Below are 26,827 nucleotides of genomic sequence, written 5' to 3'. Positions count from 1 at the left end.
GGCTCACCTCTTTCGTAACATCCAATTTTCCACAAGCTGATAAATATGATGACTAAGCTTATCTGCGTCGTGACGCAGATAGGTGCGGAACAGCACTAAAGAATCCGCGATTACCTGATATCCACGCTTCGTCACTTCTTCCATATCCAAATGGACAGCCTTTGCCCCCTGTTCGGCATATTTATCCTGAACTTGCGGCGGAATCTCCCCATTATTCACGATAACATAATCGAACAATTGAGTGCCGACATGAAGCTGAACAGCTTCCAAATGATCACTCACGGAATAGTTATCCGTTTCCCCCGGCTGAGTCATCACATTACATACAAAAATCTTTACCGCATTTGATTCCAATACTGCCTGTGCCAGCTTCGGTACGAGCAAGGTAGGAATAATGCTTGTATACAGGCTTCCTGGTCCAATCAGGATGGCATCCGCCTGACGGAGCGCCTCAACTGCCTCAGGCAACGCCTCCACCTGTTCCGGTTCTAAGAACACACGCTTAATGCGCTGGCCGGCTTGCGGGATTGATGATTCGCCCGACACAATAGACCCGTCTTCCATCTCAGCCTTCAGGACAACTGCTTGATTGGCTGCAGGCAGTACCCGACCCCGAACCGCAAGTACGCGGCTCAGCTCTCGAATACCTGCAACGAAGTCGCCAGTAATGTCTGTCATCGCTGCCAATAGCAAATTACCCAGGCTATGTCCTGCAAGTCCAGATCCACTCTTGAAGCGATACTTCAACATTTCCGACAGCGATGGCTCCACATCAGCCAACGCTGTCAATACATTGCGTATATCTCCTGGCGGGGGCATCTGCAGCTCGCTGCGCAATATACCAGAGCTGCCTCCATCATCCGCCACAGTAACGATTGCGGTAATATCGAGCGGCTTCTCCTTCAACCCTCGAAGCATGACCGACAGCCCTGTGCCGCCGCCCATAACTACGATACGTGGGTTTACGCGCTCTTCTTTTTCACATGCCATAACGACCCTCCACTAATGCCGATCTCTCTCAGCATCACGGTGACTGACACGGACAACCTCCGTATCACTCGCTCCGATTGTACGACCTAAATATTCTGCAATGGCCACTGATCGGTGCTTGCCGCCTGTGCATCCGATGCCGATGATAACCTGACCTTTCCCTTCCTTGCGATACTGCGGCATAAGGAAATTCAGCAAATCAAGCAGCTTAGCAAGGAAAGCCTGTGTTTCTGGCCATTTCATGACATAATCATATACTTCAATATCCTGTCCAGTTCTCGGGCGCAATTGCTCCACATAATGCGGATTCGGCAAAAAACGTACGTCAAAAATGAGATCCGCATCAATCGGCACCCCATATTTAAAACCGAACGAAGTCACATTCACCGACATCATATTCTGATCCGCGTGCGTGAATCGCGCCGCAATTCGTTCCTTCAACTGTACAGGCTTCAAATTGCTCGTATCAATAACCTGTGTCGCCCAACCCTTCAAATCTTCCAGCAGTGTGCGTTCCTGCTTAATTCCTTCAAGCGGCATGCCGCCTGGATTGAGAGGATGACGGCGACGGCTCTCTTTATATCGCTGCACGAGAACAGCATCCGTTGCATCCAAGAACAATATTTCACAATTAATGGTAAAGTGATCCCGAATATAATTAATGGATTCTGATAAGGCCGTGAAAAATTCTCTGCCGCGCAAATCAATGACAAGCGCTACCTTGCCAATCTTACCCTTGGACTGCTCGATGAGTTCAGCAAACTTCGGTATAAGTACTGGCGGCAAATTGTCCACGCAGAAAAAACCGAGATCCTCCAAGCTCTGTACAGCTATTGTCTTCCCTGCACCAGACATCCCCGTAATGATAACCAGCTTCGCAAGAGCTGTCATCTCTGTCGATTCCATCATCGTTCGTCCTCTCCTTCTTACAAGATTCGGCTACGAACGCAAGAACAAGCCTGCCGCACCAATCATACCCGCATCATTGCCTAGCTCTGCTGGAACGATGGATACGCCGCGCGTAACCGGGTCAGGTGTTAATTTCATAAATGTTTCACGAATTTGCTCGAACAGGAACTCGCCTGCCTTCGATACGCCTCCGCCAATAATGAACCGCTCTGGATTCAGTGTCACTGCTACAGCAGCCATCGCCTTGCCTAAATAATAAGCTGCACGGGATACGATGCGCACTGCGACCTCATCTCCCGCCTTCGCCGCATCGAATACATCCTTTGCTGTAATGCTCTCTACCAAGGATAAGGAAGTGCGATCTCCGCGTTCAACTGCATCATTGGCCATTCGAATAATACCTGTAGCCGAAGATACTGTCTCCAAGCACCCCATCTTGCCGCAGCCACATTGGATCGCTTCCAGATCAGGGATTACCGCCATATGGCCAAGCTCTCCTGCTAGACCTGAGAATCCTTGTACAATTCTACCGTTAATAATAACGCCTCCGCCGACACCCGTTCCGAGCGTGTAGCAAACACAATGGTCAATGCCCTTGCCTGCGCCGCTCCACACCTCGCCAAGTGCGGCAACATTTGCATCATTGTCAATCTTAACTGGCTTGCCTAGACGTTCTTCTAATATGGAACGGATCGGCACATCCTTGAATCCTACGTTGGGCGCCAAGATGATAACGCCTTCCTTTACATTCGTAAATCCTGCGACTCCTGCGCCGACGCCAGCCACCTGGCTCCAATCGTAAGGAGATTGTTCCACAATGAGACGAACATATTTTTCGATATTATCCATGACAGTATCCGGACCCTTAGCTACTTCAGTTGGTCCCTCAAATGTATGCAGAAGCTTGCCTTCCGCATCACAGATTCCAACTTTAATGGCCGTACCGCCCAAATCGACACCCACGTAGATCTGCTCAGACATGCGTCATCCACCTTTTATATACGTAATCGAATTATGGTACTTTCAGTACCCACTATACGCGAACCCACTAGTCAGGTCAAGAGAACGGAGCCCCTAGCCAAGCGTTGCCAAGCCGCGCCAGAAGCGCGTATAAGCCCTCCCTGCGGCCTAATTTTCGGCCATACGTTCCAGTCCGTTCGACACACTCGCCACTCCCACTTTTTCCGCTCGACCACCTGATTTAATCGTACGAAAATAAAGAGGGAGCCTACTGGCTCCCAACTTTCGAAAAGTGAGTACTTTTTTACCTTATTGATTCAAAGACTGGCTCCAGTCCTGCGTAATATGTCCTTCCAAGAACTTCTCGCAGTCCAAAGCTGCTTGGCAGCCAGAACCTGCTGCTGTAATCGCCTGACGATACTTCGTATCATGCACGTCACCTGCAGCAAATACGCCTGGTACACTCGTTTCCGTAGAACCTGGCTTCACAATTACATAGCCATGATCATCCAGTTCAATGTGACCTTTCAAGAAATCTGTGTTTGGCTTGTGGCCGATAGCAACGAACAAACCGTCCGTTTCCAGAATTTCTTCTTCGCCTGTCTCATTGTTTTTCACCTTGAGACCTGTAACACCCATGCCTGTAGATACGACCTCAATTGGAGTACGATTCAAGCCCCATTTGATCTTCTCATTATTCTTCGCGCGATCCTGCATAATCTTCGATGCGCGAAGCTCGTCACGTCGATGAACGAGTGTCAACTCGGAAGCGAAGCGAGTCAAGAAGCTTGCTTCCTCCATCGCAGAGTCACCACCGCCGACAACAATGATTTTCTTCCCACGGAAGAAGAATCCGTCGCATGTCGCGCAAGCGCTGACCCCTTTACCCAGGTTCTCTTGCTCACCTGGAATATCCATATATTTCGCAGAAGCGCCTGTTGCTACAATTAACGTTTCTGTGACAATCTCGCCTACACCTTCAACTTGAAGTTTAAATGGACGGCTAGACACATCAACACTGTTTACCCAGCCTGTCTTGAACTCCGTACCGAAGCGCTCAGCTTGCTTACGCATATTGTCCATCAATTCAGGACCTTGGATGCCTTCTGGGAACCCAGGGAAGTTCTCAACTTCTGTAGTCGTCGTCAACTGTCCACCTGGTTGTGGTCCCTCGATCACAAGCGGGTTCAAGTTGGCGCGAGCCAAGTAAATCGCTGCTGTATAACCAGCAGGTCCTGTGCCGATAACAACTGATTTATATACTTTGTTCTCCATGGGGTTGGCCTCCCTTATAATCAAGTATTTATTTTATCTTCATGTAAAGGATTGCTTGATTTTAGCTTCTACCTGACAAGTGTCTTCCATTCGTTTCACATGCTTGGCAACGGTAGTTGCCGATACACCATATTGCTCTGCTGCAAGCTGATAGGACATCTCACGGCGTATCATCTTCGCGATAATGAATTCGATCGCTGCAGCCCAGCTTTCCGCCTTGCCAATTCGTGGCACCTCATCGGGATATAAGTGCGTAATAAATTCAATCCAAAGCGTCTCTGCATCATGCATCTGAAACAGATCGTACCGCTCTTTCATAGAATCACGCAATATATCCAGTACCTGCTGCCATTGCGACTCCCAGACTGGCAGACGATTCGCAATATGATTACGGTGAACTTGAATGTACTCGCCCTTCCATTCTACCTCAATTGGATCTTCTACCCCATGCATACGCAGCACATATACAGCAACCTGCTTCATGTATGCATCCTGATCTGGATCCAACAGCATAGAGCGAAGCGCATCATTTGCTTCATCGTCACCGAGCAAGCTCATCGCTTGGAGTGCCTGAAGCTTGACATCCGGCTCACCGAATCGCAGTGCCCAGAATAATGAAGCTCGTACGAGCGGATCTTTCTTGAGCTGCTGCTCCCAATCCTTGCCGTCCCCTGAACGACTCGAACGACTGCCATCAGTTGAAGCAGCCTTTGAAGCAGCCCTGCGGCTAGCCTCCTCATAAGGTAGACGATAATGATAGGTTGGCATAGGATCGATATCTCCCCCATCACGCTGCTGCAATCGTTCCATATAGTACGTTGCTATGCCGGAATCGGGATCCAGTCTGCGGCATACTGCCCACCAGCGAGATGCTTCCTCATATCGACCTAAGCGGCAAGCCGCTACTGCCGCATAATGGTAAATACTCGCTTCCCGCAGCATATGGCCTGTTACTAAGCGGCGCAAATGCTGATAAGCAAGCTCATGCTCATCCAACATACCCATCGTAGTCGCTATCTTGAACAGATGCTCCCGATAGAAGGGCTGAATCTTGCCAATCATTGCAATAAGCTGCTGGACGACAGCTTCATTGCCGGCATGGCGCTCGAATATCGCCAAGTTGCACAATGCGTGTAAGTTCCCTTGATCTCTCTCAAGCACGGCATCAAGTGCCTCCCGCGCTTCATCGAACTGCCCCATATAATAATAAGCTAACGCCAGGTTGTTCCAGGCGGCCAAATAATCTGGATCCGAATCCACAACCCGCTTCAACAATTTCTCTGCCTCGACGAACCGGCCGGCTTCGAGCAGCATGCGTGCTTCTGCATGCTCATCCTCTGCCTGCTCAGAGATTCCCATCTCTTCGTCGCTCAGCGCTGACGGCAGCTTCGCAGCTGACGATTGAACTCCCACATTCTGCTCACCGCGATGCTGTGATGAAGAAGACTGCTTCGCCTCGAAACGAATCATTTCGAGCATTTCCTCCGCTTCTTCCGTATACATTCCTGTGAGATCACGGGATAAATACGTCTCAAGCATCGCCTCCGACTCCTCGAACTGCTCCATATAAGCAAAGTTATTCGCCATATAATAGTAGCATTCATTCATATTCGGATCGAGTTCATGCAAGATGTGGTGCAATGTATCGTTAGACTCTTCGAACCGCCCTGCTTCTGCAAGCGTTCCTGCTAGATTGCACTGCAGGATAGGGTTGTCCGGTTCGCACTCCACCGCCTTGCGAAAATATGTCAACGCCTTGTCGTAGTGCAGTCGTTCCAACGATTGTACCGCACGTTCAGAGAACGAAGCAGCATCCATCGGGAACATAACTACCTTGTTCTGTTCTGCCATCGCCAAGGCCCCTCCTGACACTCATATACTGTACACATACCCAACAGTATATCATATTGACGCTCAATTCCTGCATCCCTTTCGCGAAGTCTTTCCAAGGGACAGATTCAAACCTCGCGTTTCTCTGTAGATTCAGGCAGAAGCCTCTATATTTCCCACAACCGCAAGGGTCGGAGATTTCAGAAGATGCACCTCGGTAATACACCAGAAAATCGATGTTTTATTTTTATATAATAATAATTCTTATCTTATTATAACTCAAATCTTGATCACAGGCAATCTGTTGACCCCTATTTAGATATGTTCATATTCAAGTTCACAACCACGCAAACAACGAACAATAGGCGGGCAATTGCATTGCGCACCTCTCATAAGGAACACATGACATCGCCCGCCATCCTATGCAGCTTGTAATCATTACTTTACTTTCCCATTCTGATTATACGTATCCCGTCTAGCCCCACGGTGGCGCGCCTCCAGTACGGATAACACGTCTCCCAGCGCAATGTTGCGTTCGCGTAGCAGAACAAGCATATGGAACAGCAGATCCCCAATCTCCCCAACTAGTTCCTCCTTGTTGTCATTCTTCGCTGCGATCACAACCTCGGTAGACTCCTCGCCTATCTTCTTCAATATCTTATCGAGACCCTTCTCGAACAAGTAGGTTGTATATGATCCCTCAGGACGCTCAATCTGCCGCTGTGCTATAAGGTTCTCCAGCTCTGCCAGCACCGAATTTACAACTGGCACATGATTCTCTTCTTCCCTCACATATCCCATATGGCCACTTTCGAAGCAAGTACGGCTTCCGGTATGGCAAGCCGGTCCGCTTGGACTGACCTGCACGAGCAGTGTGTCCTGATCACAATCCACGGCTATGGATACGATTCGCTGCGTATTGCCTGACGTTGCGCCCTTGTGCCACAGTTCTTGACGAGACCTGCTCCAGAATACTGTCTCTCCTGTCTCGCACGACAAGAGCAAGGATTCCTGATTCATATACGCCACCATAAGGACTTCCTTCGTGATGGAATCCTGTACAACAGTCGGCACGAGGCCGTATTCATTCCAACGGATGGATGCAGCCAAGCGTTCTCCATCTACTATTACTTGTTGCGTCATCGTACATGTACCCCCTCTGCGTGAAGCGCCTCCTTCACTTCTGCAATCGATACTTCTTTATAGTGGAATATTGACGCTGCAAGCGCAGCATCGGCATGTCCTTCCGTAAATGCCTCCACAAAGTCACCTGCTCGCCCTGCACCGCCTGAAGCAATAACGGGGATGCCGACAGCATCGGATACTGCACGTGTCAGCTTATTATCGAAGCCATCCTTCGTTCCGTCCGCATCCATGCTTGTCAGCAGCAATTCCCCTGCCCCAAGCCGCTCCACCTCTTGTGCCCAAGCCACTGCACGCAATCCAGTAGGTGTACGCCCACCGTGAATATACACTTCCCATTCTCCCCAGGTCTCATTGTACTTGGCGTCGATGGCTACTACGATGCATTGCGACCCGAATCGCCGCGCACCATCCGTTATGAGACTTGGCTGCTTCACAGCCGCTGTATTTATGCCGATCTTGTCCGCACCTGCACGCAGCATGCGCATCATATCATCGACAGAAGAGATTCCGCCACCCACTGTAAAAGGAATCGAGATTTCTCCTGCGGTCTGCCGTACTACCTCCACCATCGTTGCCCTACCCTCGATAGACGCGGAGATGTCTAGGAACACCAGTTCATCTGCGCCCTCCTGATCATACAGCGCAGCAAGTTCCACCGGATCTCCAGCGTCACGAAGCTGAACAAAATTGACGCCTTTTACAACACGGCCATCCTTCACATCTAGACAAGGAATTACACGCTTCGCCAACACCGCAATCGCCCCCGTTCCGTATGGCTAGCTTCGTACGGCTGCCTCCAGCCGTACTGCATCTGCCAAATCAATGCTGCCTGTATAGAGTGCCTTGCCAATAATTGCTCCACCTACACCATCAACCGCATACTTGGATAGAGCATGAATATCATCCATACTGCTGACGCCCCCAGAAGCAATTACGGTCTGCCCCGAGACCTTCGCCAGTTGTACAATTGCCTCGATATTCGGCCCCTTCATCATGCCGTCTCGAGAGATATCCGTGAAGATGAATGTCTTCGCCCCTGCCGCAGCAAGCTCAGCCGTAAGCACGCCCGCCTTCACTTCCGAGGTCTCCAGCCAACCACGTGTGGCAACGAATCCATTGCGGGCGTCGATGCCAATCGCAATGCGGTCGCCATACTTGCCAAGTACGGTTTCAACGAAGCCACGATCCTCTATTGCCGCTGTGCCCAATATGACACGTGCCACACCCGCTTCCAGCAGCTGCTCAATGTCCTCAAGCGTGCGCAGGCCGCCGCCAACCTGTATCGGAACCGCTACAGACCGTGCAATTTCACCAATGAGCTCCGCATTGATCGGGCGCCCTTCCTTCGCTCCATCCAAGTCCACCAGATGAATCCAAGAAGCGCCATTCGCTTCCCAACGCTGCGCTACTTCTACAGGGCGCTCATCGTAGACCGTCTCTTGCCCATAATCCCCTTGTACAAGCCGGACACACTTTCCCCCGCGAATATCGATTGCTGGATATATCGTGAACGCTGCCATCTGCCTCGCCTTCCTCTCCCATCATTCTCCTGTCTATGATCTGGCCAGTTGTATGGATTGCCTGCCCGAGCCAGTCAGCGCCAAAAATCTCCCTAACAGGCGCAGTCCCAATGCTCCGCTCTTCTCCGGATGAAACTGCATTCCATATACAGAGCCGCTCCCTACTATTGCCGCGACTTCAACGCCTCCATAGCTGCACGTCGCAAGTACATCTGATTGCTCTTCCGCAACTACTCGGTAGGAATGTACGAAATACACATAACCATTCTCCGCCTCTCTCGCCAATGGATGTGCTGCTTGCTTCCACATCAGCTCATTCCAGCCCATATGCGGCACCTTATAAGATCCGCCCTCGAAACGCACCGCACGACCTGGCAGCATGCCTAATCCCTCATGGTAGCCATGTTCATCGCTTCCCTCGAACAACAGCTGCATGCCTAGGCAGATGCCGAGCATTGGCTTGCCTCCTTCAACTACCTCCTGCAGAGTGGGAATGAGCCCGCTTCCCCGAAGCGCCTGCATGGCATCTCCGTATGCCCCAACCCCTGGAAGAATGATGCCGTCAGCAGTCAGCAATTCCTTACGGGAACTGGTCAGGACGACCTCATATCCTAATCGCTCCACCGCCTTGCTAACACTATGAAGGTTCCCCATCCCATAGTCGACCACGGCGATCATGAGCTACAGCACTCCCTTCGTAGAAGGAACACCTTGTACCCGCGGATCAACCGATGTCGCTTCATCAAGCGCCCGCCCTAACGCCTTGAATACCGCTTCAATCATATGGTGCGTATTCTGTCCGTAATGAACGATGACATGAAGTGTAATTCTCGCCTCCAGCGCTAATTTCCACAGAAACTCATGCACAAGTTCCGTGGTGAACGTGCCCACTTGGGCGGATGGATAGGAAGCTCTGTATTCGAAATGAGGTCGGTTGCTTACATCGATAATCACTTGAGCCAATGCTTCATCCATCGGAACAAACACAGACGCATACCTCTTGATCCCCGACTTGTCGCCCAAAGCCTCTCTTAATGCAAGCCCGAGACAAATGCCGATATCCTCAACTGTATGGTGATCATCGATGTCGATATCACCGGTAGCATCGACCTTCAGATCAAAGTGACCGTGCTTCGTAAATAAATCCAGCATATGCATAAGGAACGGAACGCCAGTATCCAACTCACTTTTTCCCGTCCCATCAATCGAGAATGACAACTGAATATTCGTCTCATTCGTCTTGCGGGCAATATCCGCTTGACGTATACGGCTAATCGCTTCCTGTACCATTAAAAGTTCCGCCCTTCTGTTGAAGATTGCAGTTTTTATTCTTACTTTCTATGATCTAAGAATCCGCTATTCCAATATAAGCTTCGCAGCTCGTTGACTGCACCTAGCTTCTCACGGTTCCCTCTCCACTGTTCCCCGTCTTTCACTGTCTCTCTTTACTTTCCATGCCGCTCCACCAGGTTTCTATTTATGTTCTCCACTCTATCTCTATGATTTCTAATACCTCTATAATTTTTTTATCCCCACTATGCCTGCTAAATCAGGTATGTCTGTCAAATCAGGCATGTCTGCCAAATCAGCCATTTGTTACAATTTCTACTATCACTGCTATCTCTACTATCTCTTTTTATTGCCACTATACTTACTATCGTTATTGATATAGTACTGCTATAATTCCTGCGCTTCTGTTGCTGCTGTTTCTCTTAATCCTACTCTTACTGCTATCGCAACTGTTCTATGACGCTATGCGTAGCTTCAAACTCCGCGTTTGCCTGCTCTCGCAGACGAACCTCAATTGCCCTGGCATGCCCCTCTAGCCCTTCATGGCGAGCCAGTTCGATAATGGCCGCCCCATTCGTCAGCAGTGCTTCCTTGCTGTAACGAATTAAGCTCGACTTTTTCATAAACATATCTACATCGACGGGGGAAGAGAAGCGCGCGGTTCCATTCGTCGGAATAATATGGTTCGGTCCCGCGAAGTAATCTCCAACCGGCTCAGAGCTGTAAGCACCAAGGAAGATTGCCCCAGCATTCTCTATAAGCCCGAGCCACTCCATAGGCTCTTCTGTCATAATTTCCAAATGTTCAGGAGCCAATCGATTCACGACTTTGACACCCTCGCGCAGATCCTCTACCACGATAATTGCCCCGTATTGCTCTATAGAAGCAGAGGCAATGTGACGACGAGGCAGTTCCTTCAATTGACGTTCAACCTCGATTGACACAGCTTGAGCCAGATCCATGGAGTCTGTCACCAGGACAGCCGATGCCATCTCGTCATGTTCAGCCTGGGACAATAAATCAGCTGCCACAAATACAGGATTAGCCTGCTTATCCGCTAACACGACAATCTCTGAGGGCCCTGCCATACTATCGATATCAACGACCCCATACACTTCGCGTTTCGCTAATGCTACGAAGATGTTCCCCGGGCCGCATATTTTATCTACTGGGGCAATTGTATCCGTCCCATAAGCTAATGCAGCAATCGCCTGTGCACCGCCAACCCGATACATTTCCTTTATACCCGCTTCGGCAGCCGCTACGAGTATGTATGGATTGATTCCTTCCGTCCCACCAGTAGCTGGAGGAGTGACCATTACGATCTCCGGTACACCTGCTACTTGAGCAGGGATCACGTTCATGAGAACAGATGACGGGTATGCAGCTTTGCCGCCTGGCACATATACACCTACGCGCTTCAGTGGACGCACAATCTGTCCAAGCAGAGTCCCATCTGGTTCGAACTCCATCCATGATGTCCGCTTTTGTCGCTCATGGAACCGTCTGATGTTGCTTGCAGCTTGACGAATGGCCACTAAGAACGCTTGATCAACCTGCTCGTAAGCCAATGCAATATCCGACTCTTCTACACGAAGCTGTTCTTGGGTAAGGACGGTCTTATCGAACTCCCTAGTATATTTGATTAGTCCTGCATCTCCCTCATGCCGCACATCGCTCACAATCCGCTTTACACTGTTCAATTGCTCGGGGGTACCGTAATCAATTTTCCGATCCAGGCTCCAGTCCGCTGCTTGTAAGATCCGCATCTCACTCTCTCCCTCCTAATCCCCTGCTGCAATAGACTTCGTTGATCATCCATACTGATGACTAAGAACATCCTAACGAATGGCCGCTGACTTCTCCAATGTCTGGGGCACAATCCGTTGAAGCCGTTCGCACAAGCTCTGAATGGCCTCGCTCTTCATGCGATAACTTACCTGATTGGCGATCAGTCGGCTTGTAATGCTGAACATCTCCTCTAGCTCTACCAAGCCATTCTCTTTCAGTGTCTTGCCTGTCTCCACCATATCCACAATTCGATCAGCCAGACCAATCAAGGGAGCCAGCTCGATGGAACCATTGAGCTTAATCACCTCTACTTGCTGACCTTGCTCACGAAAATATTGTGAGGCTACATTCGGATACTTCGTTGCGACCCGCAAGTGGCTGACCGGCTTCCATGATGGCAATCCGATGACCGACATCCGGCAGCGTGCAATCCCTAGATCCAGCAGCTCATATACGTCCTTGTCTTCCTCCATTAATACATCTTTGCCGACGATGCCGATATCAGCCGCTCCATACTCCACATAAGTCGGGACATCAACAGGCTTCGCCATAATGAACTGCATGCTCGCTTCCGGCACATCTATAATCAACTTGCGCGACTCATCCTCATCCTCTGGAACATAGAGTCCAGCTTGACGGAACAAGGCAGATGCCTGCTTGTAAATGCGGCCCTTAGGCATTGCAACCTTAAGCCAATCTTGCATAAGTCGTTCCTCCTTCGTCGTCAAGCGCGATTCGTGAAGGCAAGCACCTTGCTTCCTCGATCACCACATGTATCGGGCTGCACCCCCGCCTCAACACTTCCGTCCAATCGTTTCTCACCTACAGAATCGATATATTGCGTCACCACTTTCTTACCTTCCTTCCGCAGGCGTGCCGCTTCCCGGAATGCCTCCTGACGGTGAAGCTCATCATATTGAATAGTGAGTATCGCTATATCTTCATCTACTCTATCTCTATTAATGGACAAGGCATCTACAATACGGGTCGTCTGAAGAGCAAATCCAGTTGCGGGCGCCGAGCGACCGAACTGCTGCAGCAAATTATCATATCGTCCTCCGTTTAAGACAGGGAATCCAGTATCCGCCGCATAACCTTCGAATATGGTACCTGTATAGTAGGAAAAGTCACCTAGCATCGTTAAATCCAATAAAATATGCTCTTCCACCCCGTAGGCTTCCAGCACATCCCACACTTTCTCTAAATGATGGATGGATTCCATCATCGCTGGCACATCAGCTATACCGCGAGCTGACTTCAGTACATCTCGGCCTCCCCGCAAATGCAGCACTTGCTCCAGGCAGCTTCGATGCTCTTGATCTATAGGCAAGTTATGAATGAGCTCTCGATAACCAACTACATCCCGTTGTACTAGGCGCAGCTTCAATTGTGTCTGTACCTCGTCCTGCTGGGGAAGTGCATATTCGAGCAGCCCTTCCAAAAAGCCATGATGTCCTAGTGCGACCTTAAACCGTTCAATCCTCGTTGCTTCTAAGCAAGCAATCGACAGTGCTATTACCTCAGCATCGGCGTCAGGAGACCCATCCCCAATCATCTCTGCTCCTGTCTGGTAGAATTCAGCTTCACGTCCCGCCTCCTCCTCCATTGAGCGGAACACATTCGCATGGTAAGACAATCGAATAGGGTACGGCTCCTTGCCGAGCAAGGATGCCACAACTCGCGCTATTGGTGCAGTCATGTCAGAACGAAGCACCATTGTTGTACCGCGTTGATTCAACAACTTGAATAGCTTGTGATCAGAGGTTGAGCTCGCCGTACCTACCGTCTCGTAATATTCCATTGTCGGTGTAATAATTTGCGCATAGCCCCAGCTATCCATCGTGCAAAGTGCTTTCCTTTCAACTGCACGCAACCGGCGCACAGCTTCTGGCAAATAATCACGAACACCCGAAGGCTTCTCGAACATTCTCGGCTTTGTCATTGCGTCACCTCGGAATTAGTTGCTTTAGTGAGTTAATATGTTAACATGTTACCTTGTTAGCAAACCAAAGAATTTTACTGGTAATATTAACACGTAATATTTTCATCGTCAATCCATTTTCAATGCAATTCCCTTTATTTCTCTCCTCCCCCACAATCCCCAGCCCGAGCTTCCTGCACAAAAGAAAAGGAACACCCTCTATCCTTGCAAGCTGCAAGAATACAGGGTGTCCCTTAAGTGCAGAAGATGTATACATGTCCTGCTCTTCTGGTGCCGTTAAGAAGCATTCGTACTCCTAATCATTTCAACTGCTGCGGCTGGATTCTTCCGATTCTGCATCCAATCGCGTGGCGGGGCCCCTAATCCAAATGAAGCGCCCGGTATAAATCGAAGTGCCTCATACACGATGATCCATGACATCCCGAGGGCGAACACATAACCAATAAAGATGAATATTGGATATAACGATGCGCTCCCCTTATGCCACGGAAACTGTCGATACAGGGCAAGGAACGCGGGATGAATGAGGTAAATGCCGAAGGATAGATCCCCAAGCTGAGACAGTAGTCTTCTTCCGAGCTCTGGTAGACGGCGTTCCAGATAGAAGGCAAGTTGGATGAGTACAATTGCAGATAACAACGTATGTCCGTTCCAGAGCAGTTCATAAATAAGTGAGTTCATCTCTTTGCCCGTGGAGCGTGTCCAATACCATATCTGCACATGTAGCAGCGCGAATCCAAGCCATAACAACCAGATTGAACCTGTTATCAGCTTATAGCGTACCGAGCAGGCTCGCCCCAAAGAATCAAGCCAAGGGCGTACTTTATGAAAGTTAATTCCTAAGTAAGCACCTGCGAAATAAAAGCTTATGTATGACAGCGAAATACTCCCTTTTGCCGGAATTTGCACGCCATATTTGTTCCATAATACATACCCCCATTGCAAGGCCAAGCCGAGTGGGATGGCCCAAGCGACAACTCGCCGGGAGCGAAATAGCATTAGCAGCAACGGGAACAATAAGTAGAACTGTATACTAATAAACACAAAATACAAGTGCGTATATGCAGTTCCTGTTAATAGCTTCGTAACGAACATAGGTACTGCTTCACTCCACGAACGCTCTGGATACCAAGTTACCTGCACAAGCATAAAATAGAAGACTGAGCAGATTAGATAAGGTATGAATACATAGCGAAATCGATTCTTATAGAACTTCCCCAGCACCTGAGGCTGCAGCTTATCTCCAGCACCATAGTTATAGAAGAGCACCATGCTGCTAAGTAAAATAAATGTTGGTGTACCGTACTTGAAAAAGATGTTGAAAAAGGTATACCCATAAAATAAGCTTGATGTCTTCATCATCGCTGCGGTTTCCGAAGTTGCATGGACACTAATAACACCAAGCATGGCAAGTGCGCGCACGATAGAAAGAGTCGAAATCCGTTCTTTCCGTGCCACTATTGCATCCCTCCATTCACTTTGCGGGGTTCGTTATACGATCCAACTTCATGAGGATAGACCTTTGCCTCTGCGTGTATTGTGATAACCTAATTTGGAGGATGCACTGTCGTCTGTGTTGGTTGGTTCTGCCTCTGTACATTCCCGCTTCTTTTTTTCGGTACCGCCCCAAAGAACATCCAACTGAACGGAATATAGCGATGACATAATTCTACAATAGCCCAAGATAGAAGGAACGCACACAGGAACCCTCCCCCGATATACAGCGCATAACTAATCGAGTCTCCGTCTCCTAGCGGAATCTTGCGATAGAGATATAAGATCACGGGATGAATCAGATAAATGCCGAATGAGACGTCTCCGAATCTAGTAATTAACTTCACGAATCTCTCAGGAAATCTGCGTTCAATGTATTGAGATAATTGAATGAGTACGACGCACGACAGCAAAGCATGGGCATTCCAAGCTGCCTCATACCATAACGTATTGAAGCGCATACCATATTTATAAGTTGCATACCATAGCTGAACATGGCCGAGTGAAGCCGCAATCCACACGAGCCACACCACCGCCGTAATCCAGCGATCACGTCTGCTGCCTTCAGGAGTTAGTGCATTGAACCAACCTTGTATGCGGTTCCAATACACACCGATGAACGCCCCTACCATGACATAGATCGAGTAGGACACAAGCAGACTCCCCTTGTATACAATATGCAGGTCTAGCTTGTTCCAAATGACAAAGCCCCAATGTAGGGCAAATCCAATAGGAATGGCCCATATCGCTGATTTTACGGAGCGAAAGAAGTACAATATAACCGGAAATATCAAATAAAACTGAATTAGAATAATGACATAGTATAGGTGTGTGTATGCTGTTCCTTTAATTAAGCTGACAACATAGGCCTGTAAGGTATCTCCCAGACCACGACTGCGATAGGCAAGCCAATGATTCAACAGAAAATAGCAAGTAGAACAGATTACATAAGGGAGAAGAATTAGTTTTAATCGCTTGGTGTAGAATTCCTTTAAGGAGCTCCATGAGGTTAATCCTTTGTCGCAATAATTATAAAACATGACGAAGCTTGTCAGCAGCAAAAAAGCAGGAACAGCAAATTTGCTGAACACATTCATAAAATTATAGACAACAAATGAGTCGGTTGTCTGTGTCGCCTTAATCGTCTGCGATGTAGCATGGATGCACAGAACTGCCATCATCGCGATAGCTCTATATATCGATAAAGATGAAATGCTCGACTTATTGCTCATGTCATCCATTCTCCCCATACCGAGGAATCAAGGGTGTCGAATCTAAGAGGTAACTCGGCAAATAATAAGTTTTATCGTATGACAACGTTCGAGGTTATTTCCCGGGAAACAACCTCACAATTTGTTGAACGTCGTCAATTTCGTATTTTATACCGAATAGTTGATGAAGCTGGTGCAGTGACAGATACCAAATGTCCTTTTTTTTAACCGGCGTAAGCTCGGAATATATGGGTGCTTGATCCCAACTTACTGTATAGGAAGTCTTTGCACGCCCAAGCTGCACATTTTTCCCCTTGTTCCCCATGCGTTCTAATAATTCTGATGTTCGAATTTTCTGATTGCCTGCATTTATACGGAATCCATTTGTTGTCGTCCGTTGATTGATACCTGGCTTTACCGTGAAGGTAACATGAATACCTAGCTGCTTGCACACTTCCAATACATCCTTGTTATACGCCCCGTACGGGAAGGCAACCACACTATACGTATTGCCAAGCATCTGCTTTAAGCGATCTTCAGCTCGCTTAAGATCCTTTTTAACCTTCGCTGTAAATTCCGTGCGTGTCTCCTTGCGATGCAGCTTCTTCAAATATTCTGGCTTGGACAACATCGGCCTCAAGGAACCCTGCTCATTAACCACCGTATATACATGCGAATTGTACGTATGGCTGAAGAAGCTCATTCCATTTCGCTTCATCTCACGCATCTGTTCCCATGTCAGCTTCGGTCGTCCGGCACTCTTGCGATTGTCAATCGTAGAGACAATGACGAAGTTCGTCGCAGGTATATGGTACTTCTGCATGATCGGGTACACTTCTGTATAGAAAGATTCGTACCCATCGTCGAAGGTCATCAAGACCGCATTCGGTGGAACCGACCCTCCATGAAGCATAAAGTTCATATACTGATCCATGGAAATGAAATGATAGTTATTATGGAGTAAAGCCTGAATCTGCTCTTCCAACTGATTCGGTGAAATAAATGTGACGTTATCTGGATTCTTCTGAACATTGTGGTACATCAGTGTCACTACTTCATCACGATAATGGACTGGTGTATACACCCATTGTGAGTCCAGATTATCCGTTGGTGCCAGGTCTAATTGCTTGTCTGTCGTACGCACTTGAATGCCGAAGGCATTCTTCAGGGCGTCGGCTGGGACATACCATTCATTCCCCATTAACAATGCCTGCTCTTCCGAACCGTTGTACCCGTCCCATACAATACGATGTGATAGCGCCTGTACCCCATCCGTATTCAAGAACAACGTGCTGCTTAGAAGAGCTATGAGCAATATGACACCTACAGTGCGTTTCTTTCGCATGTCGAACTTCCCTCTTCTTCCAGTAACATTACATTTATTTTAATCTAACATACTTCGCAAGTGTTGTCATTTTTGTTTCCATATTCAAATTGTTTGTAAATACCAAAAAAAGTGGCAGGTGGGGAGCCCCTTTCCTACCACTTCTCAGCTTATCCTTCTATTGTGAGGATGCTTCTATCATGGGAGCTGCATCCCGAATAACCCGCATGGGATTGCCGCCAACCATTTGACCAGGCAATACGTCTTTATGCACGACTGTTCCCGCCGCGACAACAGCGTGATCCCCAATCGTGACACCCGGCAAGATCGTACTATTGGCTCCAATCATCACATGACTGCCAATCCGAACCGTTCCAAGCCGATATTCGTGTGTCAAATACTCATGTGCTAAGATCGTGGAATTATAGCCGATTATCGTATTATCCCCAATCTCGATTCGTTCAGGGAAAAAGACATCCACCATCGCCATTAGACCGAAGGCTGTGCATTCACCTACCTTCATGCGCAGCAGCTTGCGATATATCCACAACTTCAAACGCAAGGAGGGGCTGTATCGTGCAAGCTGAATGCAAATGAAATTCCACATTCCCTTCCAAGGACTGACGGTTCGGTAGATTTGCCATAGACTGTTCGGCCCTTCGACAGGATGCCGCTCCACATCTCTCACTTCTATTTCCGCTCCAATCCGACCAATGCGTACAGATCCCGCATGTCATGAATAATATGGCGTGGCTCGTATTGGCTAAGGACAGTTTCTCCCTTCAGCGACCAAGCTACACCGCATGATATTACGCCGGCAGCGTTCGCAGATAGAATATCAGCCGGACTATCACCAACCATAATTGTCTGTGCTGGATTTGCCTGCAGTGCTTCAACGGCTCGCAGCACCGGTTCAGGATGCGGCTTCGGATGATTGACATCTTGTACAGTAACAATCGTGCTTAAGTAATCAATGAGTCCGAACATACGCAGCGCCCGCTCTGTTGTCGCCCGCATTTTTGTCGTCACGACACCAAGCTGAATGCCTGATGCATGCAAGTCCGCCATCACTTCCTTCACATAAGGAAACTCACGAACAAGCTCATCATGGCGTGCTAAATTGTATTTACGATATGCTGCTACCAGTTCATCCACCTGATCCTGCCCTGTAAAAATTCGAATCTGCTCTTCGAGCGTTAATCCCATACTCGGGATAATATGTTCACGAGTGAACGGTGACGGCGTCTTGTCCCGCAGAACGTGGAGAAATGTCTCGATAATCAGCTCGTTCGTATCGATAATCGTGCCGTCTAAGTCAAACAGTACCGTTCGTATCATTTTCATTAATTACTCCTTCTTGCTCTCGTTATGATCTTTTTGTTGGTTATCTTTCGCTTCATTCGCATCATCAATGTCTGATGATTCCTGCACAGCTTCGGTGTGTGCAGTTTCGGTTTTGACAGTTTCAGTTTGTGCATTGACTGAATGCTCTTCCGCAGGTGCTCCTGTATCATGTACATTCTCTTCGGCCTTATCCACCTGTGTTGTCACTGCTTTTTTCGTGCTACCAGCAGCAGCCTCCGTACGAAGGGTTGACACGATCGGCGCATGATAAGGAACTCGCGCGGCACCAGTCATACGACGAATAATAATCATAATTACACCGGCCACAATCAAGAAGATCGCTAGCAGCTGCGAGATACGTACATTTCCATACGCAGGATCAAGGAAGCCTGGCTCGAATACGACCGTCATTGGCGACCACAATCCATCAATAAGCGACACTACCCAGTCTGAACCTTGGTAAGCCAAGCTATCCGTGCGAAGGCCTTCGATAAAGAATCGGCCGATGGAATACCAAATGAGGTAGCTGATGAATACTTCACCACTGCGAACACTGCGCAGACGTCGCAAGCCGAATAACAGCAACACTCCTATGAAGCTCCACAGAGACTCATACAGAAAGGTTGGGTGATGGAATGTGCCTTGGACGTTCATTTGATTCACAATAAAATCAGGGAGGTGCAAGCTATTGCGCAAAAATGATTCCTCAACCGGCCCTCCATATGCTTCTTGATTCACATAGTTCCCCCACCGTCCAATCGCTTGTCCGATGAGAAGTCCTGGTGCACAAATATCTGCAATCCGCCAAAAAGTATATCCTTTCTTACGGACATAGATGAGCGCGCAGATGACTGCACCTATGAGAGCACCGTAGATGGCAATGCCCCCGTTCCATATTTTAAAGACATCTACCCAATTGTCCTTATATTCATCCCACTTGAACGCGACATAATACGCGCGTGCCCCGATTAATGCGGAGGGTACACCGAACAATACCAAATCCATAAAGAAATCTTGGGATATGCCAAATCTCTTCCCTTCCCGAATCGCAAGCAGCAGCCCAACCAGTGCAGCGGTACCAAGAATAATCCCGTACCAATGCACTTTCAATGGTCCGAGCTGAATGGCTATCGGGTCTAGCAGCATCGTTGCCATGCTCTACACTCCTTCATTATATTAGGCTACACTGACTATCAATCGAAATCGTCCATATCCTCGGCAATCGTTTCCGTCAACTTGTTCGTAAACTGCAATGCCGCATTGTAACCCATACGCTTGAGGCGATAGTTCATGGCTGCTACTTCAATAATAACGGCCAAGTTCCGACCTGGGCGAACCGGTACGGTAACAAGAGGGACATCCGTATCAATAATTCTCGTTGTCTCTTCATCAATGCCAAGACGATCATATTGCTTATCTTGCTGCCAATTCTCTAGAGAGATGACCACGCTGATTCGCTTATTGTTCCGAATAGCACCTGCCCCGAACAACGTCATCACGTTGATGATGCCGATACCGCGAATTTCAAGCAGATGGCGGATCAGCTCTGGTGCCGAACCGTGCAATACATTGTCAGAAGTTTGACGGATCTCTACCGCGTCATCCGCTACTAGACGATGTCCGCGTTTAACCAGCTCTAAGGCAGTCTCACTCTTACCAATCCCGCTGCCGCCAGTAATTAGCATACCAACACCGTATACATCGACCAGTACACCATGAATGGTAGCCGTTGGTGCCAGCTTTTTCTCAAGGAAGCTCGTAATGCGGCTCGATAGAATCGTTGTTGCGGTGCGCGAGCGCAGCAGAGGCACTCCCTGCTCCTGACATACGTCGAGAATTTCCTGCGGAACCTCGAGTCCTCTTGTTACGATGATGCAAGGCATCTCTTCCGAGCAGAACAATTGCATACGCTCTCGCTTCGTCTCGGGGGAGAGCATTTCGAAGAAGGCAAGCTCAGTCTTACCAAGAAGCTGTACTCGTTCCTTCGGGTGATATTCGAAATACCCGGCCATCTCGAGGCCTGGGCGATGTAAATCATCAACAGTAATTGTTCGCTTCAAGCCTGTATCGCCAGCCAGCACCTCCAGGTGGAACTGTTCCACCATTTCGGAGACCTTTACCTTTTTGGCCATCGTCGTTCACTCCTTCGTCTCCGGCATTGCTCACAATCGATTACGTCCTGTTATGATGCCAATAATGCCGTATCTCTTTGTATTCATCGTATAGGAAAAACTAGCTTTTTTCAACGTTCCATCTTTCGCAAGCACAACCTTGGCATATTCCACGATTTTTTTCCATATTTGTTGAAGGGATGCAGGAAAATCACCCTATCTCCACGAATATTCCAAACTACCTATCGATAAGGAGGTGTATGATATTTATCCCGATTCCCGTCCTAGCCGACAAATAGGCTGAACGAGCAGGACGATGAATCCGAAATCCACCTATGACGACTTCCTTGTCAGGCCCATTCGTCCATAACCTTATATTTGAACGAAGGAGGCAATCATATGAAACGAAGTTCCTTACGTCTGTCAATGAATCCGCTTCCAAAATCATTTTCATCCCTTGCTCTCGTCTTTATCCTCTTGTTGTCACTCTTCCCTGCCACTGTCTTAGGGGCGGCAGCCCCATGGTCACCGAATACCGCCTACAAAACCGGGGATCTCGTCTCCTATAGCGGCAAGACTTATGCTTGCATTCAGCCGCATACTTCACTAACCGGCTGGGAACCACCGAATGTCCCTGCTTTATGGAAGCTGTCAGCAGATGAGCCTGTTGACACGACACCTCCTACAGCCCCAACCAACCTGCGCGCATCTTCAATTGGCATTACTGAAGTCGTATTAGCCTGGAACCCAGCTACGGATAATGTGGGCGTCGTATCTTACGAAGTGTATAATGGCTCACAACTGGCAGGCACTACGAATACCACATCGTACACTGCCAAAGGACTTACCCCAGACACAGCCTACTCATTCAGTATCAAAGCCCTCGACGCTGCTGGCAACCGGTCAGAAGCGAGCAACAGTCTGGCCGTCCATACGAATACGGCCCCTGTGGATACAGAACCCCCAACTGCCCCAACAGGATTACAACTGTTGTCTGCTACACCAACCAGTTTAACCCTCTCGTGGAATGCATCGACCGACAATATTGGCGTCGCCGGATATGATATTCTCCTTAACGGAACCAACGCTGCTTCAACATCCAACACGACCTACACATTGACTGGGCTCACTGCAGCCACCTCTTACACGATTCTCGTTCGTGCCTACGACGCTGCCGGCAATCGTTCTGCGGACAGCAACATTCTTACTGCTGATACCCCTCAAGTTCCGATTGGCAGCGGCTCAAAACAATTAATCGGCTACTGGCATAACTTCGATAATGGATCGACCAATATCCGCTTAAAGGATATATCTCCGCGCTACGATATCATCCAGGTTGCATTTGCTGAGCCAATCGGCGATCGAGTAACAATGGCCTTCACTCCTTACAACGCAACGAAGGAACAATTCAAGGCTGATATCGCTTTACTTCAATCCCAAGGCAAAAAAGTGCTTATTTCGATTGGTGGGGCAAATGGAACCGTCGAACTCACCTCTACCACAGCTAGAGATAGTTTCGTACGTTCTATGAATGATCTCATTCAAGAATATGGATTCAACGGAATCGACATTGATTTGGAAGGAAGCTCGCTTGCCTTGACTGGTGCCGATACCGACTTTAAAAACCCAACAACACCGAAGATTGTTAATCTCATTAGCGCAATCCGGACGATTCTACAAGGAAAATCCTCAGACTTCATGCTAACTATGGCGCCAGAAACTGCATATGTACAGGGTGGCATGGTTGCATACGGTGGCCCATGGGGAGCTTATCTGCCTGTAATTTATGCATTTAAAGATCGCTTGAACATCCTTCATGTTCAACATTACAATACAGGCTCCATAACCGCACTGGATGGACGTTCCTATAGCCAGGGCACAGCGGATTTCCAAGTAGCTATGGCTGAAATGCTGCTGCAAGGCTTCCCGGTCAACGGCAACGCATCCAACCGCTTCCCAGCATTGCGCGAAGACCAAATCGCCATCGGCTTGCCAGCTGCTCCAGCTGCAGCAGGCGGCGGTTATACGTCACCTGCAAATATCGATAAGGCATTGCAATATCTCGTCAAGGGAACGGCATACGGAGGTACCTATCAGTTGATCAAACCCTCAGGCTATCGCAACTTCCGTGGGGTCATGACCTGGTCCATCAACTGGGATCAAGCAAGTGGAAACAACTTCTCCCAGCCTGTACGCACCACATTGAATGGGTTGCAGTAATTGGGGGACTATGGATCTAAGAAATTCAAAAACAGGCCTCGATTTTGAGCAAAAATAAAAGCGGTTCAATCTTCCACGATCCGAACATCCATACTTCACTGAACATACAGATTACGAAACAAAAACATGCAAAAAAGGCTGGCCCTCAGGGCCAGCCTTCTATTTATTGTATCCAATTAGCTTTCGAACAAGTTCAACTCGGAATCTTTGTCGAAAATGTGGATTTTGTTCATGTCGATAGCAAGCTTCACATTTTGGCCTTCTTTCGCGTTAGAACGTCCGTCTACACGAGCGATAACCGTTTCCTTGCCTACACCTGTCAAGTACAAGAACATTTCATGACCCATGTTCTCTGTAACTTCGATAGCTGCAGAGAAGATGCTGCTTGGGGAAGCTTCCAAGAATACTGGCTCTTCATGGATATCTTCGGAACGCACGCCGAGAATAACCTCTTTGCCTACATATCCTTTTTCCTTCAAAATTTGTGCACGGCCTGCAGGAACTGCTACATCCAAGCCAGTCGCCTTGAAGCGGAAGTTGCCGCCTTCTTCAGACAATACACCTGTAATAAAGTTCATTGTAGGGGATCCGATGAATCCTGCAACGAACATGTTAACCGGATGATTGTACAATACGTCCGGGGAAGCTGCTTGTTGAATGATACCGTCTTTCATAACAACGATACGGTCACCCATCGTCATCGCTTCGATTTGGTCATGCGTTACGTAGATAACAGTTGTTTGCAAACGCTTAGCAAGCTTGGAGATTTCCGCGCGCATTTGACCGCGCAATTTTGCATCCAAGTTGGAAAGTGGTTCGTCCATCAAGAATACTTGTGGTTCACGAACGATCGCACGACCCAAGGCAACACGCTGACGCTGACCACCGGACAAAGCCTTAGGCTTGCGATCAAGCAAGTGCTCGATGTCCAAGATGCGAGCTGCTTCACGAACGCGCTTGTCGATATCTTCTTTTTTGAACTTACGCAGTTTCAAACCGAATGCCATGTTCTGATACACGTTCATATGCGGGTACAACGCGTAAGATTGGAATACCATCGCGATATCGCGATCTTTAGGAGCAACGTCATTCACAAGGCGGTCGCCAATGAACAATTTACCTTCAGAGATTTCTTCAAGACCTGCGATCATACGCAGTGTTGTCGACTTACCGCAACCAGATGGGCCTACCAATACGAGGAACTCTTTGTCTTGAATGTCCAGGTTAACATCCTTAACTGTTGGATTATCTGAACCTGAGTACTTCTTGTAAATATGTTCTAAACGTACGCCTGCCATGTGCGTTTCCCCCTTATAGTTAGATACAATGTAATCGGTTACTTTCGATACATTTATCTTACCGGAACCCTGTACAAATGACCATACACAAACTGCACAAAAAATGAATGGCCTATTTTGTTACTTTGTACAATAGCAATATCAATTTTACCAACACAGCATCCGTAAATTGACGAACGTCCAACCCGGTCTCATGTTTAATCTTATCTAATCGGTATAATAGCGTATTGCGATGGATATAGAGACGCTTGGCTGTCTCGCTTACACTACAGTCATGCTGGAAGAACGTATCCAGCGTAGACAGTGTTTCTACATCATTGAAGCTGTCTGCCTTCGTAACGACACGCTGCAGAAACTGCTTACGAACCGCATCTGGTATACTATTGACAAGCCGTTCTAGATGCAGCTCCCATGGAAGATGAATATTGTCTGTGACATGGAACGTCCGCCCCAAGTACATCGTTTCTCTCAGCTGGCTAACGACCGACGGCATACCTTTCACCGGTGCAAAAGGATACCCAATGGACAGCTGGCTGTCACCTACCCATTCACTGGCCACCAGCTCATACAGTCCCAGACAAAAAGAAGTAAGCTGCTCTTCCATCGTCTCCTTCGTTTCTACATCCTCATCTGCCTCACTAACTTGAATCAGTTGCTCGGGACATAAGATCAGCCACTCCTTATCCGATAAAGGAAGGAGGATCAATTCTCCGCCAAAATAAGACTTGAGCAGTTTATATAAATGCTTGTACCCTGGCCCATCTCGATGAGCATGTTCCGCAACAAGCAAGAAAGGCACTGTCTGTGTGAACATTTTCGTCTTCCATGAGAAGGAGTCCGGAATTTCCGCGGCCGTATCTCCATCTCGCATGTGCTCGATGATCCATTGACCGATTAGATAGGCCTGCTGCTCATCCGTGACATGAACCGTATCCATCGCCGATTTCGGTTGATGCTGCATCAACAGCACTAATTCAAGCCATTGCAGCTCTTGTCCCGATAGCGATTTCCCTTGCAGCTTCATGACTTCGGTGGTTGTCTTACCCTGCTTCCATAACAAATACCATTCCTCATCATGCTTCACCATCGTACGAGGAGATGGAGTTCCATCCTTCACTCCCACAGCTGCTGATATCCAATCTTCCCACTGTGCCGTTGATATGTGTTGCGACTCTAAGCGCATACCTGTTAGTCGCTCGATTTGCAGTTGTAATGCTTGCTTATCCATCATCGCTCTCAACCCATTTCATCCAGCATAAATTACTTCCATTGTACCATATCAAGATACAAAAAAACCGGACTGGCTAATCCCAGTCCGGTACTTTTGTATGATGAGTGTTATATGCGTTGTTTAGCAACCTGTTTGTTTTGTTTCATTCCCATCCATTCTTCTGCAGCCAACACGGCCACTATACTGCACGCATAAATAATACCCGCTATCCTTGGCTTCCCGATTGCGTCAAAACATTTTGCAATACCAAAGCCAATAAACGTAGTTGCCACAAACACAATCACTCGTATGATCCACTTGTTCATGCTGTCTTCACCTACATTCGGTATAGTTGTGACATACAAAAAAACCTCAGCTTCCGCTGAGATTGATTGAATAAACTGGTGAGCCATGAAGGACTCGAACCTTCGACACCCTGATTAAAAGTCAGGTGCTCTACCAACTGAGCTAATGGCTCGCAAATGGTGGAGGATGATGGATTCGAACCACCGAACCCGGACGGGAACAGATTTACAGTCTGCTGCGTTTGGCCACTTCGCTAATCCTCCATTTTGCAATGGTGGCTTGGGACGGAATCGAACCGCCGACACAAGGATTTTCAGTCCTTTGCTCTACCGACTGAGCTACCAAGCCGTATTCAATTAAAAAAAGTGGGGATTGACCTCCACTTTTACTTGAGATAAAAATGGCGGAGCTGACGGGATTCGAACCCGCGGTCTCCTGCGTGACAGGCAGGCATGTTAGGCCTCTACACCACAGCTCCAGGATGGTTAAAATGGTGCCGGCGAAAGGAGTCGAACCCTCGACCTACTGATTACAAGTCAGCCGCTCTACCAACTGAGCTACACCGGCATATTATGGTGGACGCTGACGGGATCGAACCGCCGACCCTCTGCTTGTAAGGCAGATGCTCTCCCAGCTGAGCTAAGCGTCCATGTTGT

24 protein-coding genes and 6 tRNA genes are annotated in these 26,827 nt (G+C 48.3%); 1 reads left to right on the top strand and 29 read right to left on the bottom strand.

The features are described 5' to 3' along the window. Positions 1-3: 3 nt before the first annotated feature. From yvcK to hprK, 20 genes are all read right to left on the bottom strand, one after another. Positions 4-990, bottom strand: coding sequence for a gluconeogenesis factor YvcK family protein (gene yvcK / locus BLS15_RS12040; protein ID WP_021252840.1), 987 nt, complete (start codon positions 988-990; stop codon positions 4-6). Positions 991-1,002: 12 nt separating this feature from the next. Beyond that, positions 1,003-1,899, bottom strand: a complete 897-nt coding sequence (gene rapZ, locus BLS15_RS12035; protein ID WP_021252841.1) for an RNase adapter RapZ — start codon at positions 1,897-1,899, stop codon at positions 1,003-1,005. A gap of 30 nt (positions 1,900-1,929) precedes the next feature. Beyond that, a complete protein-coding gene (locus tag BLS15_RS12030) occupies positions 1,930-2,880 on the bottom strand; it encodes an ROK family glucokinase (RefSeq protein WP_090511676.1) in 951 nt (316 codons plus the stop codon). A 288-nt stretch (positions 2,881-3,168) separates the two neighbouring features. Continuing rightward, the gene (gene trxB / locus BLS15_RS12025; protein ID WP_021252843.1) at positions 3,169-4,134 is read right to left on the bottom strand and encodes a thioredoxin-disulfide reductase; all 966 of its coding nucleotides are present in this window, start codon (positions 4,132-4,134) and stop codon (positions 3,169-3,171) included. 39 nt (positions 4,135-4,173) lie between these two features. Next, on the bottom strand, positions 4,174-5,985 hold the full coding sequence (locus tag BLS15_RS12020; protein ID WP_021252844.1) for a tetratricopeptide repeat protein: 1,812 nt from the start codon (positions 5,983-5,985) through the stop codon (positions 4,174-4,176). Positions 5,986-6,402: 417 nt separating this feature from the next. Continuing rightward, positions 6,403-7,107, bottom strand: a complete 705-nt coding sequence (gene hisIE, locus BLS15_RS12015; RefSeq protein ID WP_090511672.1) for a bifunctional phosphoribosyl-AMP cyclohydrolase/phosphoribosyl-ATP diphosphatase HisIE — start codon at positions 7,105-7,107, stop codon at positions 6,403-6,405. Next, complete coding sequence (gene hisF / locus BLS15_RS12010; RefSeq protein WP_021252846.1) at positions 7,104-7,862, bottom strand: imidazole glycerol phosphate synthase subunit HisF; 759 nt, start codon at positions 7,860-7,862, stop codon at positions 7,104-7,106. The genes hisIE and hisF overlap by 4 nt, the downstream gene beginning before the upstream one ends. A 24-nt stretch (positions 7,863-7,886) precedes the next feature. Further along, positions 7,887-8,630, bottom strand: coding sequence for a 1-(5-phosphoribosyl)-5-[(5-phosphoribosylamino)methylideneamino]imidazole-4-carboxamide isomerase (gene hisA, locus BLS15_RS12005; RefSeq protein ID WP_021252847.1), 744 nt, complete (start codon positions 8,628-8,630; stop codon positions 7,887-7,889). 33 nt (positions 8,631-8,663) lie between these two features. Next, on the bottom strand, positions 8,664-9,308 hold the full coding sequence (gene hisH / locus BLS15_RS12000; RefSeq protein WP_021252848.1) for an imidazole glycerol phosphate synthase subunit HisH: 645 nt from the start codon (positions 9,306-9,308) through the stop codon (positions 8,664-8,666). Between the two features lie 3 nt (positions 9,309-9,311). Next, positions 9,312-9,920 carry an imidazoleglycerol-phosphate dehydratase HisB gene (gene hisB, locus BLS15_RS11995; protein ID WP_021252849.1) on the bottom strand — a complete coding sequence of 203 codons (609 nt, stop codon included), beginning with the start codon at positions 9,918-9,920 and terminating at the stop codon, positions 9,312-9,314. A 440-nt stretch (positions 9,921-10,360) separates the two neighbouring features. Beyond that, positions 10,361-11,689, bottom strand: a complete 1,329-nt coding sequence (gene hisD / locus BLS15_RS11990; RefSeq protein ID WP_021252850.1) for a histidinol dehydrogenase — start codon at positions 11,687-11,689, stop codon at positions 10,361-10,363. A 72-nt stretch (positions 11,690-11,761) separates the two neighbouring features. Next, the gene (gene hisG, locus BLS15_RS11985; protein WP_021252851.1) at positions 11,762-12,415 is read right to left on the bottom strand and encodes an ATP phosphoribosyltransferase; all 654 of its coding nucleotides are present in this window, start codon (positions 12,413-12,415) and stop codon (positions 11,762-11,764) included. Between the two features lie 20 nt (positions 12,416-12,435). After that, the gene (locus tag BLS15_RS11980) at positions 12,436-13,653 is read right to left on the bottom strand and encodes an ATP phosphoribosyltransferase regulatory subunit (protein WP_036667602.1); all 1,218 of its coding nucleotides are present in this window, start codon (positions 13,651-13,653) and stop codon (positions 12,436-12,438) included. A gap of 276 nt (positions 13,654-13,929) precedes the next feature. Continuing rightward, entirely contained in the window at positions 13,930-15,111 is a 1,182-nt protein-coding gene (locus tag BLS15_RS11970; protein ID WP_021252854.1) for an acyltransferase, read from the bottom strand. Between the two features lie 89 nt (positions 15,112-15,200). After that, on the bottom strand, positions 15,201-16,379 hold the full coding sequence (locus tag BLS15_RS11965; RefSeq protein ID WP_175460758.1) for an acyltransferase: 1,179 nt from the start codon (positions 16,377-16,379) through the stop codon (positions 15,201-15,203). Positions 16,380-16,473: 94 nt separating this feature from the next. Further along, a complete protein-coding gene (locus tag BLS15_RS11960) occupies positions 16,474-17,703 on the bottom strand; it encodes a polysaccharide deacetylase family protein (RefSeq protein WP_021252856.1) in 1,230 nt (409 codons plus the stop codon). Between the two features lie 157 nt (positions 17,704-17,860). Then, positions 17,861-18,370, bottom strand: a complete 510-nt coding sequence (locus tag BLS15_RS11955) for an acyltransferase (protein WP_021252857.1) — start codon at positions 18,368-18,370, stop codon at positions 17,861-17,863. A gap of 2 nt (positions 18,371-18,372) precedes the next feature. Then, complete coding sequence (gene ppaX / locus BLS15_RS11950) at positions 18,373-19,020, bottom strand: pyrophosphatase PpaX (RefSeq protein WP_036590484.1); 648 nt, start codon at positions 19,018-19,020, stop codon at positions 18,373-18,375. Positions 19,021-19,029: 9 nt separating this feature from the next. Beyond that, positions 19,030-20,181, bottom strand: coding sequence for a prolipoprotein diacylglyceryl transferase (lgt, locus tag BLS15_RS11945; RefSeq protein WP_090511663.1), 1,152 nt, complete (start codon positions 20,179-20,181; stop codon positions 19,030-19,032). Between the two features lie 38 nt (positions 20,182-20,219). Beyond that, positions 20,220-21,158, bottom strand: coding sequence for an HPr(Ser) kinase/phosphatase (gene hprK, locus BLS15_RS11940; protein ID WP_021252860.1), 939 nt, complete (start codon positions 21,156-21,158; stop codon positions 20,220-20,222). 378 nt (positions 21,159-21,536) lie between these two features. Here hprK and BLS15_RS11935 point away from each other — a divergent pair, with 378 nt between their 5' ends. Beyond that, entirely contained in the window at positions 21,537-23,357 is a 1,821-nt protein-coding gene (locus BLS15_RS11935) for a fibronectin type III domain-containing protein (RefSeq protein ID WP_090511659.1), read from the top strand. A 176-nt stretch (positions 23,358-23,533) separates the two neighbouring features. Here BLS15_RS11935 and BLS15_RS11930 read toward each other — a convergent pair whose 3' ends face one another. The 9 genes from BLS15_RS11930 to BLS15_RS11890 form a co-directional block, all read right to left on the bottom strand. Further along, complete coding sequence (locus tag BLS15_RS11930) at positions 23,534-24,655, bottom strand: ABC transporter ATP-binding protein (RefSeq protein ID WP_021252862.1); 1,122 nt, start codon at positions 24,653-24,655, stop codon at positions 23,534-23,536. Between the two features lie 112 nt (positions 24,656-24,767). Next, a complete protein-coding gene (locus BLS15_RS11925) occupies positions 24,768-25,886 on the bottom strand; it encodes a PucR family transcriptional regulator (RefSeq protein WP_021252863.1) in 1,119 nt (372 codons plus the stop codon). Positions 25,887-25,993: 107 nt separating this feature from the next. After that, a complete protein-coding gene (locus BLS15_RS11920) occupies positions 25,994-26,191 on the bottom strand; it encodes a hypothetical protein (protein ID WP_139170656.1) in 198 nt (65 codons plus the stop codon). A 76-nt stretch (positions 26,192-26,267) separates the two neighbouring features. Next, a tRNA-Lys gene (locus tag BLS15_RS11915) sits at positions 26,268-26,343 on the bottom strand. A 5-nt stretch (positions 26,344-26,348) separates the two neighbouring features. After that, positions 26,349-26,434: transfer RNA gene (locus tag BLS15_RS11910), tRNA-Tyr, on the bottom strand. A gap of 9 nt (positions 26,435-26,443) precedes the next feature. After that, positions 26,444-26,519: transfer RNA gene (locus tag BLS15_RS11905), tRNA-Phe, on the bottom strand. A gap of 53 nt (positions 26,520-26,572) precedes the next feature. Further along, a tRNA-Asp gene (locus BLS15_RS11900) sits at positions 26,573-26,649 on the bottom strand. 13 nt (positions 26,650-26,662) lie between these two features. Continuing rightward, positions 26,663-26,738: transfer RNA gene (locus BLS15_RS11895), tRNA-Thr, on the bottom strand. A 6-nt stretch (positions 26,739-26,744) separates the two neighbouring features. Then, positions 26,745-26,820: transfer RNA gene (locus BLS15_RS11890), tRNA-Val, on the bottom strand. Positions 26,821-26,827: the final 7 nt, after the last annotated feature.

It is taken from the genome of Paenibacillus sp. cl6col (assembly GCF_900102125.1).
Taxonomy (GTDB): domain Bacteria; phylum Bacillota; class Bacilli; order Paenibacillales; family Paenibacillaceae; genus Paenibacillus_B; species Paenibacillus_B suaedae.
This window is presented reverse-complemented; position numbering and strand designations above follow the sequence as displayed.

Excerpts from the sequence above, each read along its gene's own strand:
- trxB (WP_021252843.1), bottom strand. The coding sequence starts at position 4,134 with ATGGAGAACAAAGTATATAAATCAGTTGTTATCGGCACAGGACCTGCT.
- hisG (WP_021252851.1), bottom strand. The coding sequence starts at position 12,415 with ATGCAAGATTGGCTTAAGGTTGCAATGCCTAAGGGCCGCATTTACAAG.
- BLS15_RS11925 (WP_021252863.1), bottom strand. The coding sequence starts at position 25,886 with ATGATGGATAAGCAAGCATTACAACTGCAAATCGAGCGACTAACAGGT.
- BLS15_RS12030 (WP_090511676.1), bottom strand. The coding sequence starts at position 2,880 with ATGTCTGAGCAGATCTACGTGGGTGTCGATTTGGGCGGTACGGCCATT.
- yvcK (WP_021252840.1), bottom strand. The coding sequence starts at position 990 with ATGGCATGTGAAAAAGAAGAGCGCGTAAACCCACGTATCGTAGTTATG.
- rapZ (WP_021252841.1), bottom strand. The coding sequence starts at position 1,899 with ATGATGGAATCGACAGAGATGACAGCTCTTGCGAAGCTGGTTATCATT.
- hisD (WP_021252850.1), bottom strand. The coding sequence starts at position 11,689 with ATGCGGATCTTACAAGCAGCGGACTGGAGCCTGGATCGGAAAATTGAT.
- BLS15_RS11930 (WP_021252862.1), bottom strand. The coding sequence starts at position 24,655 with ATGGCAGGCGTACGTTTAGAACATATTTACAAGAAGTACTCAGGTTCA.
- hisH (WP_021252848.1), bottom strand. The coding sequence starts at position 9,308 with ATGATCGCCGTGGTCGACTATGGGATGGGGAACCTTCATAGTGTTAGC.
- BLS15_RS11980 (WP_036667602.1), bottom strand. The coding sequence starts at position 13,653 with ATGACAAAGCCGAGAATGTTCGAGAAGCCTTCGGGTGTTCGTGATTAT.
- BLS15_RS12020 (WP_021252844.1), bottom strand. The coding sequence starts at position 5,985 with ATGGCAGAACAGAACAAGGTAGTTATGTTCCCGATGGATGCTGCTTCG.
- BLS15_RS11920 (WP_139170656.1), bottom strand. The coding sequence starts at position 26,191 with ATGAACAAGTGGATCATACGAGTGATTGTGTTTGTGGCAACTACGTTT.
- hisIE (WP_090511672.1), bottom strand. The coding sequence starts at position 7,107 with ATGACGCAACAAGTAATAGTAGATGGAGAACGCTTGGCTGCATCCATC.
- ppaX (WP_036590484.1), bottom strand. The coding sequence starts at position 19,020 with ATGATACGAACGGTACTGTTTGACTTAGACGGCACGATTATCGATACG.
- hprK (WP_021252860.1), bottom strand. The coding sequence starts at position 21,158 with ATGGCCAAAAAGGTAAAGGTCTCCGAAATGGTGGAACAGTTCCACCTG.
- hisA (WP_021252847.1), bottom strand. The coding sequence starts at position 8,630 with ATGGCAGCGTTCACGATATATCCAGCAATCGATATTCGCGGGGGAAAG.
- hisB (WP_021252849.1), bottom strand. The coding sequence starts at position 9,920 with ATGGTACAGGAAGCGATTAGCCGTATACGTCAAGCGGATATTGCCCGC.
- BLS15_RS11965 (WP_175460758.1), bottom strand. The coding sequence starts at position 16,379 with ATGAGCAATAAGTCGAGCATTTCATCTTTATCGATATATAGAGCTATC.
- BLS15_RS11935 (WP_090511659.1), top strand. The coding sequence starts at position 21,537 with ATGAAACGAAGTTCCTTACGTCTGTCAATGAATCCGCTTCCAAAATCA.
- lgt (WP_090511663.1), bottom strand. The coding sequence starts at position 20,181 with ATGGCAACGATGCTGCTAGACCCGATAGCCATTCAGCTCGGACCATTG.
- BLS15_RS11960 (WP_021252856.1), bottom strand. The coding sequence starts at position 17,703 with ATGCGAAAGAAACGCACTGTAGGTGTCATATTGCTCATAGCTCTTCTA.